This is a genomic window from Massilia paldalensis, from assembly GCF_044901715.1.
In the GTDB taxonomy this organism is placed as follows: Bacteria; Pseudomonadota; Gammaproteobacteria; order Burkholderiales; family Burkholderiaceae_D; genus Telluria; species Telluria paldalensis.
In genome coordinates, this window is the sequence record NZ_JBJCIU010000001.1 from 716,677 (window position 1) to 730,672 (window position 13,996).

The 13,996-nt window shown below is 68.2% G+C and carries 7 protein-coding genes; all 7 read left to right on the top strand.

All coding sequences use genetic code 11. The annotated features are described in order from the left end of the window. Window positions 1-114: 114 nt before the first annotated feature. The 7 genes from ACI1V7_RS03265 to ACI1V7_RS03295 all read left to right on the top strand — a co-directional run bounded on the left by ACI1V7_RS03265 (window position 115) and on the right by ACI1V7_RS03295 (window position 13,870). Window positions 115-564 carry a hypothetical protein gene (locus ACI1V7_RS03265; RefSeq protein WP_404530331.1) on the top strand — a complete coding sequence of 150 codons (450 nt, stop codon included), beginning with the start codon at window positions 115-117 and terminating at the stop codon, window positions 562-564. Between the two features lie 63 nt (window positions 565-627). Further along, window positions 628-2,097 (top strand): sodium:solute symporter, encoded by a 1,470-nt coding sequence (locus ACI1V7_RS03270; RefSeq protein ID WP_404530332.1) that lies wholly within the window; start codon window positions 628-630, stop codon window positions 2,095-2,097. Window positions 2,098-2,217: 120 nt separating this feature from the next. Beyond that, window positions 2,218-4,089: a signal peptide peptidase SppA gene (gene sppA / locus ACI1V7_RS03275; protein ID WP_404530333.1), complete on the top strand. Its 1,872-nt coding sequence runs from the start codon at window positions 2,218-2,220 to the stop codon at window positions 4,087-4,089. Window positions 4,090-4,391: 302 nt separating this feature from the next. Next, window positions 4,392-5,753, top strand: a complete 1,362-nt coding sequence (locus tag ACI1V7_RS03280; RefSeq protein WP_404530334.1) for an efflux RND transporter periplasmic adaptor subunit — start codon at window positions 4,392-4,394, stop codon at window positions 5,751-5,753. Between the two features lie 139 nt (window positions 5,754-5,892). Beyond that, the gene (locus ACI1V7_RS03285) at window positions 5,893-9,027 is read left to right on the top strand and encodes an efflux RND transporter permease subunit (RefSeq protein ID WP_404530335.1); all 3,135 of its coding nucleotides are present in this window, start codon (window positions 5,893-5,895) and stop codon (window positions 9,025-9,027) included. Further along, window positions 9,024-12,389, top strand: coding sequence for an efflux RND transporter permease subunit (locus ACI1V7_RS03290; RefSeq protein WP_404530336.1), 3,366 nt, complete (start codon window positions 9,024-9,026; stop codon window positions 12,387-12,389). Before ACI1V7_RS03285 ends, ACI1V7_RS03290 begins: the two co-directional genes overlap by 4 nt. A gap of 8 nt (window positions 12,390-12,397) precedes the next feature. After that, on the top strand, window positions 12,398-13,870 hold the full coding sequence (locus ACI1V7_RS03295; RefSeq protein WP_404530337.1) for an efflux transporter outer membrane subunit: 1,473 nt from the start codon (window positions 12,398-12,400) through the stop codon (window positions 13,868-13,870). The last annotated feature ends 126 nt before the right edge of the window (window positions 13,871-13,996 follow it).

Genomic DNA, 13,996 nt, shown 5'->3' on the forward strand with positions numbered 1-13,996 from the left:
ACCTACGTCGCCCCTGCGAAGGCAGGGGGCTAATGTGGCCGGCGCCGCAGCGGTGCATGCAACATTGGATCCCTGCCTTCGCAGGGATGACGTGCATCTTCTGCAGGGGACGCCATGTATACGCCTACCGTTTCCACCGCGCCCCGGCGCCTCCTCGCCACGCTGGCACTCTGCCTGCTTGCGATCGGCGCCCACGCGGCAACGCCCTCGGCCAGCCACCCGCTGCTGGGCATCTGGACGCTGACCATTCCTCAGCTCGCCTGCTCGGAAACCTACCACTTCCGCGGCGACGGCACGAGCCTGGTCAAGAGCGCCAGCGAAGTCTCCGAAAGCGAATTCACGATCGCCGAAAAACCCAGCGCCAAGGGCTTCTACGAGTTCGACGACCGCGTGGTCAAGGACAACGGCAAGGAAGACTGCGCCGGCGACATCACCAAGCCCGGCACCCGCGCCACCAACTACATCCGCTTCCACCCGTCCGGCGCCCGCTTCGTGATGTGCCGGGACGAGACCATGGAGGCGTGCATCGGGCCGTTCGAGCGGGCGCCGGCGCAGGGGATCTGACGCTGTCCTGGCGCTCTCTTGGTGTATATTGCTGGGCGATCAGACAACAATCCATTTTCCCGAATGTCCCCGGCTTTACTCTTCTGCATCCTCATTGCCTACTTCGCACTGCTGCTCGGCGTGGCCTGGGCGACCTCGCGCAACGCCAACAACGACAGCTTCTTCATCGGTAACAAGAGCAGCAACTGGATGCTGGTCGCCTTCGGCATGGTCGGCACGACGCTGTCCGGCGTCACCTTCGTCAGCGTGCCTGGGGCCGTGGGCAAGGACGGCTTCGGCTACCTGCAGGTGCTGATCGGCTACGTGCTTGGCTACATCGCCGTCGTCTACGTGCTGCTGCCCCTGTACTACCGCATGAAGCTGACCTCGATCTACCATTACCTCGACGTGCGCCTGGGGCGGCGCGCCTACCAGAGCGGGGCCGGCTTCTTCATCCTGTCGCGCCTGTTCGGCGCCACCGCGAGGCTGTACCTCGTCGTCGCCGTGCTGCAGGCGATCATCCTCGACAGCCTGGGCGTGCCGTTCTGGCTGACGACCTTCGTCATCCTCGGCATGATCCTGCTGTACACCTACCAGGGCGGCGTGAAGACCATCGTCTGGACCGATACGCTGCAGACCACCTGCATGCTGTTCGGCCTGTTCGCCTGCGCCGGCTTCATGCTGCACGAACTGGACCTGTCGGCGCCGCAGGCCTTGCTGCGCATGCAGCAGGAGGGCCTGGCGCACGTGTTCACGACCGACGTCGATGCGCCCGGCTTCTGGCTCAAGCAGATCGTCGCCGGCGCCTTCATCACCATCACCATGACGGGCCTGGACCAGGAGATGATGCAGAAGACGATCTCCGTGAAGACCCTGGAGGACTCGCAGAAGAACCTCCTGAGCCTGACAGCCGTCCTCGTCGTCGTGCTGTGCGCCTTCCTGTTCCTGGGCGGCCTGCTGTACCTGTACGCCCCGCAGGCGGGCGTGGCGGCCACCGGCGACAAGATCTTCCCGGCCGTCGTCATGGGCCACCTGCCGGCCGCCGTGCAGATCATCTTCCTGATCGCGCTGATCTCGGCCCTGTTCCCCAGCGCGGACGGCGCCATCACGGCCTTGACCTCGACCTTCTGCATCGACATCCTGGGCATCAAGCGCCGCGAGGACATGTCCGAAGCCGCCAAGGTGCGCCTGCGCCGCCACGTGCACCTGGCATTCGCCCTGCTATTCCTGGCGATGGTGATGGTGTTCAAGTGGCTGGACGACCCCAGCATGATCGGCGTGGTGCTGAAGGTGGCCGGCTATACCTACGGCCCCTTGCTCGGGCTGTTCGCCTTCGGCATGATGACGAAGCGCAGCCTGAACGACCGCCTGGTGCCGTTCGTGACCATCGGCGCGCCGATCCTGTGCGCTTTGTTGGAACATTATCAGCAGTACCTGCTGGGCAGCTACAAGCTGGGCCTCGAACTGCTGATCGTCAACGGCGCGCTCGTGTTCGCGGGCCTGTTCGCGATTTCGCGCCGGGCGACCGCGAGCCCCGCTACAGTCGCCGCCTGATCGTCGCCCCTGCGCAGGCAGGGGCCCAATGTGCGTGCAGTACGGCTGCGCGTGCGGAAATTGGGTCCCTGCCTGCGCAGGGACGACGGTGCCATTTGAATCTATATTTACGGAGTCCCGATGTCCGACAAGCCTAAATCTGCACTGCGCCGCGGTGTCGGCGCCTTCTGGCGCGGCCTCGACGCCACCCGCCGTTTCCTGTTCAACCTGCTGTTCCTGCTGATCGTCATCGCGATCGTCTGGGGCTTCTTCGGCGGCGGCCTGAAGCCGTTGTCGGCCAAGACGGCGCTCGTGCTCGACCTGAAGGGCGAGCTGGTCGAGGAGCGTGCCGGCAGCGTGCGCGATTCGCTGGTGGCCGGCGTGAGCGGCAACGCGCGCCGCCTGGTCCAGCTGCGCGACGTGCTCAACGCCCTCGACGCCGCGACCAAGGACGGCAACATCAGCAGCGTCGTGCTGCTGCTGGACGAGCTCGATGGCGGCGGCCTCGCCTCGCTGCGCGAGATCGGCGCGGCCGTCGAGCGCGTGAAAGCGGCCGGCAAGACCGTCGTCGCCTGGGGCGGCAGCTACGACCAGAAGCGCTACCTGATCGCCTCGCACGCCAGCGAGGTCTACCTGCACCCGATGGGCATGGTGCTGATCGAGGGCTTCGGCAAGCACCGCAACTATTACCGCGACGCGCTCGACAAGGTCGGCGTCACCGTCAACCTGATGAAGGTCGGCACCTACAAGAGCTTCGCCGAGCCGTATATCGGCAACGGTCCGTCGCAGGCGGCCCAGGAAGCGGACAGCTACCTGTACAACGCGCTGTGGACCAACTACATGGTCGAAGTCGAGAAGGCGCGCAAGCTGCCGGCCGGCGCCATCGCCACGGGCATCGACGAGCTGCCCCAGCGCATGGAAGCGGCGGGCGGCAACGCGGCCAAGGTGGCGCTGGACTGGAAGCTGATCGACGGCATCAAGACCCTCGACGAGGTACGCGAACTAATGACCAAGCGCGGCGCCTACGAGGAACGCTACAAGAGCTTCCGCCAGGTGGGCTTCCAGGAATACGTGACGCGCCATCCGGAAAAGGCGTTCGGCGATGCCGTCGGCGTCGTCGTCGCTGCCGGCGACATCACGGACGGCAACGGCGGCCCGGGCATGGTCGGCGGCCGCTCGACGGCGAACCTGATCCGCGCGGCGCGCGAGGACAAGCAGATCAAGGCCGTGGTCCTGCGCATCAATTCCCCGGGCGGCAGCGCCTACGGTTCGGAACTCATCCGCCGCGAGCTGGAACTGACGCGCGCGGCCGGCAAGCCGGTGGTCGTGTCGATGGGCGACGTGGCCGCGTCGGGCGGCTACTGGATGTCGATGGCCTCCGACGAAGTCATCGCCGACCAGTCGACGATCACCGGCTCGATCGGCGTGTTCGCCATCCTGCCGACGGCCGACAAGGTCGTCGACAAGCTGGGCATCCACACGGCCGGCGTGACGACGACCTGGCTGGCCGACGCCTACAATCCGCTGCGCCCGCTCGACCCGCGCTTCGGCCAGCTGGTCCAGTCCAGCATCAACCACATCTATGCCGACTTCACCGGCAAGGCGGCGGCGGCGCGTAAGACGACGCCGCAGCGCATCGACGAAGTGGGGCAGGGCCGCGTCTGGACGGGCGCCCAGGCCAAGGAGCGCGGCCTGGTCGATCGCATCGGCAGCTACAACGACGCGCTGCGCTCGGCCGCCAAGCGCGCCAACCTGGGCGACGATTACCGCATCGCCTATGCGCGCCTGCCGGAGTCCTTCGCCGAGCGCCTGGCGAAAGGCCTGGGGCTGGACGAGGTGCTGGCGCCGAGCATCCAGGTCAAGCTGGGCCTGCTGCCGGCCGACCTGGCCGCCAGCGCCCTGTCGGGCAAGACGGCGGCCGGCATCGGCCGCGAACTGGGATGGCTGTCCGACGTGGCCGACCGCCGCCAGCCGTTCGCGGCGGTGACGCACTGCCTGTGCGAGGCCCCGTGACGGACATCGCGCCTTCAGCTTTGTAACAGGATGTTGTCCGGCATGCATATGTGAACACATGCCGGCGCGGCGGGCGAGGAAACATTCCTCGCCCGTTTTTACGTGGATTCCCGGGCTTTGTGCCGTCTTCCGTGTAAAACAATGTTAAGAATCCGCGTTGTTGCGCCAATTCCGCCGCCGGCCATGTAACGGCAACTTCGGCTCCTCTGTACGTTACGAAACATCAATACGGGAGAGGGCATGCTACATTCTCAAGAAATAATTGTTGTGCTTTTGAACATCAGCCCCGCCTTAGGATTCGCATGAACTCGACTGTTTCGCCGGACAAGGACAAGGAAAAAATCGTCGCCAAACCCTCGCATACGCGCCGCAAGCGCATCATCGGTACCATCGTCGCCATCCTGGCGATGGCGGGCCTGGGTGTGCTGGCGTGGAAACTGACCCACCAGGCGCCCGCGCCCGGTGGGCCCGGTGCGCGTGGCGCGGGCGGCCCCGGTGCGGGCGCCCGTGGTCCCGGCGGCCCGGGCGGCGGACGCGGTGGCTTCCCGGCCACCACCGTGGGCGTGGGCAAGGCCGAGAAGGCCGACATTCCGATCCTGCTCGATGCGCTCGGCACCGTCACCCCGGCCGCCGTCGCCACCGTGCGCCCGCAGATCTCCGGCGTGCTGCAGAAGATCCAGTTCACCGAAGGCCAGCTCGTCAAGGAAGGCCAGGTACTCGCCACCATCGACCAGCGCCCGGCCCAGATGGCCCTGCTGCAGGCGACGGGCCAGCGCCAGCGCGACGAAGCCCAGCTCGAAAGCGCCAAGCTGATCCTGTCGCGTTACCAGACGCTGCTCCAGCAGGACTCGATCGCGCGCCAGGACGTCGACACCCAGGCGGCCCTCGTCAAGCAGCTCGAAGGCACCGTCAAGACGGACCGCGCGGCCGAAGGCGTGGCCCAGATCAACCTCGGCTATACCCAGGTGCGCGCGCCGATCAGCGGCCGCGTGGGCCTGCGCACCGTCGATATCGGCAACCTGGTCGGCAGCGGCGACACGAACGGCATCGCCGTCATCACCCAGCAGTCGCCGATCGACGTCGAATTCGCCGTCCCGCAGGACAACCTGCCGCAGCTGCAGCAGCGCATCAACGCGGGCGCCACCTTGCCGGCCACGGCGCTGGACCGCACCCGCACGACGGAACTGGCGACGGGCCGCTTCACGGCGCTCGACAACCAGGTCGACACCCAGACGGGCACCGTGCGCGCCAAGGCCCGGTTCACCAACGACGCCTCCAAGCTGTTCCCGAGCCAGTTCGTCAACATCCGCCTGCAGCTGGACACCGTCAAGGACGCGGTGACGGTGCCGGTGACGGCGCTGCGCCACGGCGCCAACGGCGACTTCGTCTACGTGCTCAACCAGCAGGACCGCACCGTCTCGCAGCGCGCCGTCAAGCGCGGCCAGGCCGACGCCCAGCGCGTGCAGATCGTCTCGGGCCTGTCCGGCGGCGAGACCGTGATCACCGAAGGCGCCGACCGCCTGAAGGATGGCGCCAAGGTCCAGCTGCCGAGCGACAAGCCGCGCGGCCAGAACGGCGCCCAGGGCGCCCATGGCGGCCAGGGTGCCGCCGGCCAGGGCCAGCAGGGCCAGCATCGCCGCCAGCAGCAGGGGGCGGGGCAATGACGGTGGTGGTTTCGTTACGCGCCCTCAGCCCGTCGTCCCTGCGCAGGCAGGGACCCAAGTTCTGCATGCATTGCGGTAGCGCCGGCCACATTGGGCCCCTGCCTGCGCAGGGGCGACGGAGTGATGAGGAGGTGCTTGCATGAGCCCATCCGCCCCGTTCATCCGCCGCCCGGTCGCCACCTCGCTGCTGATGCTGGCGATCGTGCTGGCCGGCCTGGTCGGCTATAAATTTCTGCCGCTGTCGGCGCTGCCCCAGGTCGACTTCCCCACCATCCAGGTGCAGACGCTGTACCCGGGCGCCAGCCCCGAAGTGATGGCGCGCACGGTGACGGCGCCGCTGGAGCGCCAGTTCGGCCAGATGTCCGGCCTGTCGCGCATGAGTTCCACCAGCGCCGCCGGCGTGTCCGTCGTCACGCTGCAGTTCACGCTGGGCGAGTCGCTCGACGTGGCCGAACAGGAAGTGCAGGCCGCCATCAATGCCGGCGGCTCGCTGCTGCCGACCGACCTGCCGGCGCCGCCCGTCTATGCGAAGGTGAACCCGGCCGACGCGCCCGTGCTGACGCTCGCGATCACCTCGGACTCGATGCCGCTGACCGAGGTGCAGAACCTCGTCAACACGCGCCTGGCGCTGAAGATCAGCCAGGTGACGGGCGTGGGCCTCGTCACGCTGCAGGGCGGCCAGCGCCCGGCCGTGCGCATCCAGGCCAATACCGATGCGCTGGCGTCCTATGGCCTGGGCCTGGACACGCTGCGCACGGCGATCACGAACGCCAACGCCAACAGCGCCAAGGGCAGCTTCGACGGCCCCGCGCGCTCGTACACGATCAATGCCAACGACCAGCTGGTCACGGTGCCGGACTATAAAAACCTGATCGTCGCCTACCGCAACGGCGCGCCCGTGCGCCTGGACGAGGTGGCGCAGGTCGTCGACAGCGCGGAAAACGTCAAGCTGGGCGCCTGGGCCAATACCAAGCCGGCGATCATCCTCAACGTCCAGCGCCAGCCGGGCGCCAACGTGATCGCCACCGTCGACGCCATCAAGGCGCGCCTGCCCGAGCTGCAGGCCGGCCTGCCGCAGAACATCCGCCTGGACGTGCTGTCGGACCGCACCACCGGCATCCGCGCCTCCGTCGAACACGTGCAGATCGAGCTGGTGCTGGCCGTCGTGCTGGTCGTGCTGGTGATCTTCGCCTTCCTGCACAGCGTGCGCGCCACCGTCATCGCCAGCCTGGCCGTGCCGATCTCCCTGGTCGGCACCTTCGGCGTGATGTACCTGCTCGGCTACAGCCTGAACAACCTGTCGCTGATGGCGCTGACGATCGCCACCGGCTTCGTCGTCGACGATGCGATCGTGATGATCGAGAACATCGCGCGCTACATCGAGGAAGGCGAGAAGCCCATGGATGCGGCGCTGAAGGGCGCCACCCAGATCGGCTTCACCATCATCTCGCTGACGGTGTCGCTGATCGCCGTGCTGATCCCGCTGCTGTTCATGGGCGACGTGGTGGGCCGCCTGTTCCGCGAATTCGCCGTGACGCTGGCGATCACGATCCTGATCTCGGCCGTCGTCTCGCTGACGCTGGTGCCGATGATGTCGGCGCGCTGGCTGAAGGCCGAGGACAAGTCGCACGAAAGCAAGTTCGCGCGCAAGTTCCAGGCCTTCTTCGACCGCGTCATCCACCACTACGACCGCTCGCTGACCTGGGTGCTCAAGCGCCAAGGCATGACGCTGATCGTGGCGCTGGGCACGCTGGTGCTGACGGCGCTGCTGTGGACCTTCATCCCGAAAGGCCTGTTCCCGACCCAGGACACGGGCCAGCTGCAGGCGCGCGTGGAAGCGCGCCAGGCCATCTCGTACACGGCGATGGCCGAGCTGCAGCAAGCCGCGGCGCGCGAGATCCTGGCCGATCCGGACGTGCAATCGCTCGCCTCGACGGTGGGCGTGGACGCCGCCAACAACACGATGCTCCACACGGGCACGATGCTGATCAACCTGAAGGAAGACCACGGCGACCAGGAGGAACTGATGGACCGCCTGCGCGCCCGTGTGGCCCACAACGTGGCCGGCGCCACGCTGTACCTGCAGCCGACCCAGGACCTGACCATCGACGCCGAGAACGGCCCGACCCAGTACCGCCTGTCGATCGAGGGCGCCGACACGGCCACCGTCACCCAGTGGGCGACGAAGCTGTCGCAGGCGATGGCCAAGCGCAAGGAATTGCGCAACGTCGTCACCGACGCCGGTGCCACCGGCGCCGCCGCCTTCGTCAACATCGACCGCGACAGCGCCTCGCGCATGTCGGTCACGGCGTCGAACATCGACGACGCGCTGTACAGCGCCTACGGCAAGCGCATCGTCTCCACGATCTTCACGGAGACCAACCAGTACCGCGTGATCCTGGAGGCGCGCCAGGACGAGCAGATGTCGCTCGAGTCGCTGGAAAACCTGCAGCTGCGCACCGGTTCCGGTTCGCCCACGCCGCTGTCGGCCATCGCGAAGATCACGGAGCAGGCGGCGCCGCTGCAGATCACCCACGTGGCCCAGTACCCAGCAACGACCGTCGGCTTCGACACGGCATCCGGCGTCAAGCTGGGCACCGCCGTGGAGGCGATCCACGCGGCCGCCAAGGAGATCGGCCTGCCGTCGTCCGTCACGCTGACCTTCCTGGGCGCCTCGGGCGCCTACCAGGCCTCGCTGTCGAACCAGCTGTGGCTGATCCTGGCGGCCGTCGTGTGCGTGTACATCGTGCTCGGCGTGCTGTATGAAAGCTACGTCCACCCGCTGACCATCCTGTCGACGCTGCCGTCGGCCGGCGTCGGCGCGCTGCTGGCCCTGCTGGTGACGGGGCAGGGCCTCGGGGTCATCGGCATCATCGGCATCATCCTCCTGATCGGCATCGTCAAGAAGAACGCGATCATGATGATCGACTTCGCCATCGAGGCCGAGCGCGACGAGGGCAAGGATCCGCGCACCGCCATCCACCAGGCCGCGATGCTGCGCTTCCGCCCCATCATCATGACGACGCTGGCCGCGCTGTTCGCCGCGATCCCGCTGATGTTCGGCTGGGGTTCCGGCGCCGAGCTGCGCCGTCCGCTGGGCCTCGCCATCTTCGGCGGCCTGATCGTCAGCCAGATGCTCACGCTGTACACGACGCCCGTGATCTACCTCGCCTTCGACCGCCTGGCACGCCGCTGGGGCGGCCAGGAGCCGGCCAAGCCGGCAGGTCCGGGCGCGACGCCGCCGGGCGGCGCCAGCCACGGGGTCGGCGCATGAACCTGTCCAAGCCGTTCGTCAATCGCCCGATCGCGACGGTCCTCTTGACCATCGGCCTGGCGCTGGCCGGCATCGGCGCGTTCTTCGTGCTGCCCGTCTCGCCCTTGCCCCAGGTCGACTTCCCGGCGATTTCCGTGTCCGCCAGCCTGCCGGGCGGCAGCCCGGACACGATGGCCAGCTCCGTCGCCACGCCGCTGGAACGGCGCCTGGCGACCATCGCCGGCGTCAACGAGATCACGTCCAGCAGCGGCAACGGTTCCACCCGCATCAGCCTGCAGTTCGACCTGAACCGCCAGATCGACTCGGCCGCGCGCGAAGTGCAGGCCGCCATCAATGCCTCGCGCGCCGACCTGCCGGCCACGCTCAAGAGCAATCCGACCTACCGCAAGGCCAATCCGTCCGACGCGCCCGTGATCATCCTGGCGCTGACGTCGAAGTCGCGCAGCCCCGGCCAGATCTACGACGAGGTGTCGAACCTGGTGCAGCAGAAGCTGGCGCAGGTGAAGGGCGTGGGCGACGTCGAGATCGGCGGCGGCTCGCTGCCCGCCGTGCGCGTCGACCTGATCCCGTACCAGATGAACCAGTACGGCCTGTCGAGCGAGGACGTGCGCGCGGCCATCCAGGCCAGCAACCCGAACCGCCCGAAAGGCGCGCTGGAAGGCAGCGGCATGCGCCTGCAGATCTATTCGCAGGCGAACACGCCGACCAACGGCCGCACGGCGGCCGACTACAAGAGCCTGATCGTCGCCTGGCGCGGCGACTCCGCGATCCGCCTGCAGGACATCGCCGAGGTCACCGACGGCGTCGAGAACATCAATACGCTGGGCCTGTTCAACGGCCAGCCGGCGGTGATCGTCCTGGTGACGCGCCAGCCGGGCGCCAACGTCATCGAGACCGTCGACGGCGTGCGCGCGCTGCTGCCCACGCTGCAGGCCCAGCTGCCGCAGGACGTGAGCCTGGCGGTGGCGTCGGACAGCACCAATTCGATCCGCGCCTCGCTGCACGAGATCGAGTTCACGCTGGTCGTCTCGATCCTGCTGGTGGTGCTGGTGGTGAGCGTGTTCCTGCGCAGCGTGCGCGCGACCATCGTGCCCGCCGTGGCCACCATCGTCTCGCTGCTGGGCACCTTCGGCGCCATGTACTTGCTGGGCTTCTCGCTGAACAACCTGTCGCTGATGGCGCTGACGGTGGCCACCGGCTTCGTCGTCGACGACGCCATCGTGGTGCTGGAAAACACCAGCCGCCACGTGGAAGAGGGCATGGACAAGGTCAAGGCCGCGCTGCTGGGCGCCCAGGAAGTGGGCTTCACCGTGCTGTCGATCAGCCTGTCGCTGGTGGCCGTGTTCATCCCGCTGCTGTTCATGGGCGGCCAGGTCGGGCGGCTGTTCCGCGAGTTCGCGGTGACGCTGTCGGTGGCCGTCATGATCTCGCTGGTGATCTCGCTGACCACCACGCCGATGCTGTGCGCGCTGCTCCTGAAGCCGGGCCAGAAGATCGAACGCAAGCCGAGCCTGTTCGCACGTATCTCCGAGCGCGGCTTCGGCGGCATCCTGAAGGCCTACGAGCATGCGCTCGACTGGGCGCTCGACATGAAGTGGCTCGTGATGCTGATCCTCGCCTTCGTCGTCGGCCTGAACGTGTTCCTGTTCGCGGCCGCGCCGAAGGGCTTCTTCCCGCAGCAGGACACGGGCCAGATCAATGGCGGCATCCGCGCCGACCAGAGCATCTCGTTCCAGGCCATGCAGGAAAAGCTGCGCCAGCTCGTCAACATCATCAAGAGCGATCCGGCCGTCGACACCGTGGTCGGCTTCACGGGCGGCTCGCGCGCGGGCGGCGGCTTCATGTTCGTCAACCTGAAGCCGGCCGACCAGCGCGCCAAGGGAGAGAGCGGCCAGGCCGTGATCGCGCGCCTGCGGCCCAAGCTGGCCAAGGTGACGGGCGTGCAGCTGTTCCTGAACCCCGTGCAGGACTTGCGCATGGGCGGACGCCAGAGCAATTCCACCTACCAGTACACGCTCAAGAGCGACAACCGCAGCGACCTGAAACTATGGGCCTCGCGCCTGGCCGACGCGATGAAGACGCAGAAGGCGCTGACCGACGTCGACACCGACCAGGCCGAGAACGGTGTCGAGACCTATGTCCAGATCGACACGCACAGCGCGGCGCGCCTGGGCATCAGCGCCCGCGACGTCGACAACGCGCTGTACAACGCCTTCGGCCAGCGCCAGGTCGCCAACATCTACGACGAGTTGAACCAGTACCACGTGATCATGGGCGTGGCGCAGAAGTACGCGCAGTCGCCCGAGGCGCTGGACGACGTCTACGTGCCGACCAGGGGCGCCACGGGCAGCACCACGACCGCCGGCGCGGCGGGAACGGCCACGACCTCGGCGACCACCTCGGCGACGAACACGGGCACGGGCAGCAGCGCCACGGCGACGGCCGGCTCGACCACGACGGCCGCTACGGGCGCGGGCGCTACCGCCGGCACCGGCGCCACGTCCGCCACGTCGAACCTGACGGCGGCGCGCGATCCGTCCAGCGGCAGCGCGCTGTCGACCAGCGCCGCCACGATGGTGCCGCTGTCCGCGATCGCCCATTTCGCCGAGCGCTCGACGCCCAGCTCCGTCAACCACCAGGACGGCGAGCTGGCCACGACGGTCTCGTTCAACCTGGCCCAGGGCTATTCGCTGTCGCAGGCCGAAGCGGCCGTACGCCAGGCCGAGGCGGAGATCGGCATGCCCGTCAACGTGCGCGGCAGCTTCCAGGGCCAGGCCAAGCAGGCGCAGGAATCGAACCAGCAGCAGCCGCTGCTGATCCTGACCGCCATCGTCGTCATCTACATCGTGCTGGGCGTGCTGTACGAAAGCCTGGTGCACCCGCTGACGGTGCTGTCGACCCTGCCGTCGGCGGGCGTGGGCGCCGTGCTGGCCCTGTTGATGTTCAAGATGGAGTTCTCGATCATCGCGCTGATCGGCGTGTTCCTCCTGATCGGCATCGTCAAGAAGAACGCGATCCTGATCATCGACTTCGCGCTCGAGGCCGAGCGCGCGCGCGGGCTGTCCGCCGTCGAGGCGGTGCGCGAGGCCTGCCTGCTGCGCTTCCGCCCGATCCTGATGACGACGCTGGCCGCCGCCCTGGGCGCGCTGCCGCTCGCGATCGGCTTCGGCGAGGGCTCCGAGCTGCGCCAGCCGCTGGGCATCGCCATCATCGGCGGCCTGGTCGCCAGCCAGCTGCTGACCCTGCTCACGACGCCCGTCGTCTACGTCTATCTCGACAAGCTGCGCCGCCGCAGCCCGGACGAGCACCACCTGGTGCGCCACCCGGGCGGCGAGCAGTCTCCGCTTACTACCACCCCATGAAACGAACCATGCGAATCGCTCCATCCTTCCGCTTATCGACCCTGTCCGCGGCCATGCTGCTGAGCCTTGCCGGCTGCGCCGTGGGTCCGGCCTACGAGCGCCCAACGGCGCCGGAGCCGGCCGCGTTCAAGGAATTGCAGGGCTGGGTGCCGGCGGCGCCGGCCGACGCCCTCGAGCGCGGGCCGTGGTGGACGCTGTTCAACGATCCCGTGCTGAACGAGCTCGCGTCCCAGGTCGAGGTATCGAACCAGAACGTGGCGGCGGCCGTCGCCAACTATGCGCAGGCGCGCGCCCTCGTCGCGCAGCAGCGCGCCTCGCTGTTCCCCGTCGTGACCCTGAACGGTTCCGGCACGCGCTCGGGCACGCGCGGCGGCGGCGGGTCGGCCACGGTCGACTCCAACGGCAACATCATCGGCGGCGACCGCGGCGGCAATGCCAGCAACAACTTCCGCCTGTCGCTCGGCGCCAGCTGGGAACCGGACGTGTGGGGCCGCCTGCGCGCCGGCGTGGAATCCGCCGCCGCCAGCGCCCAGGCCAGCGCCGCCGACCTGGCGTCGGCGCGCCTGTCCGCGCAGGGCGAACTGGTGCTCGACTACTTCTCCCTGCGCTCGATCGACGCCCAGCGCGCGATCCTGGCCGACACCATCGCCGGCTACGAGCGCGTGCTGACGATCACCCGCAACCGCTTCAACGTGGGCATCGTGCCGCACTCGGACGTGTACCAGGCCGAGACCCAGCTGGCCAGCACGCGCAGCGACGACCTGGCCCTGGTGAGCCAGCGCGCCCAGCTCGAGCATGCGATCGCCGTCCTGCTGGGCAAGGCGCCGTCCGACTTCGCGCTGGCGCCGGCCGAGTGGAACGTGACGGTGCCGGACGTGCCCGTCGGCGTGCCGTCGCTGCTGCTGCAGCGCCGTCCGGACATCGCCGCGGCCGAGCGCGAGGTCGCCATCGCCAACGCCCAGATCGGCATCGCGCGCGCGGCCTACTTCCCGGACATCGGCCTGTCCGCCACCTACGGCACGGCGGCCAGCCGCATCGGCGACGTGTTCGACGCCTCCGCGGCCGCGTGGTCGTTCGGCCTGTCGGCCGCGCAGACGCTGTTCAACGCCGGCGCCACCCGCGCCAGCGTGGAAGCGGCGCGCGCATCGCACCAGGCGGCCGTGGCGCGCTACCGCCAGACGGTGCTGACGGCCTTCGCCAACGTCGAGGACCAGCTGACGGCCACGCGCGTGCTGGTGCAGCAGCAGGAACAGCGCCGCATCGCTTCCGAGGCCGCCAGCAAGGTCGAGGAACAGGTTCTGAACCGCTACAAGGCGGGCCAGGTCGCGTATTCGGATGTGGTGCAGGCCCAGGTCACGGCCCTGAGCGCGCGCCGCAGCCTGATCCAGGTCCAGGCCGACCGCCAGACGACGGCGATCACGCTGATCCAGGCCCTGGGCGGCGGCTGGCACGTGGGGCAGGACGAGGTGGCGACCCGCTGAAATTTGGGGTCAGAGCACATTTCCCGCGAAATTCGGGGTCAGAGCACTTTTTTGAGAAAGTTCTTTTGGGCGAAGCGAACAGACGCCCGAGAGGGAGGATGAGCATGCAGGCGATGCGCGCCGCCG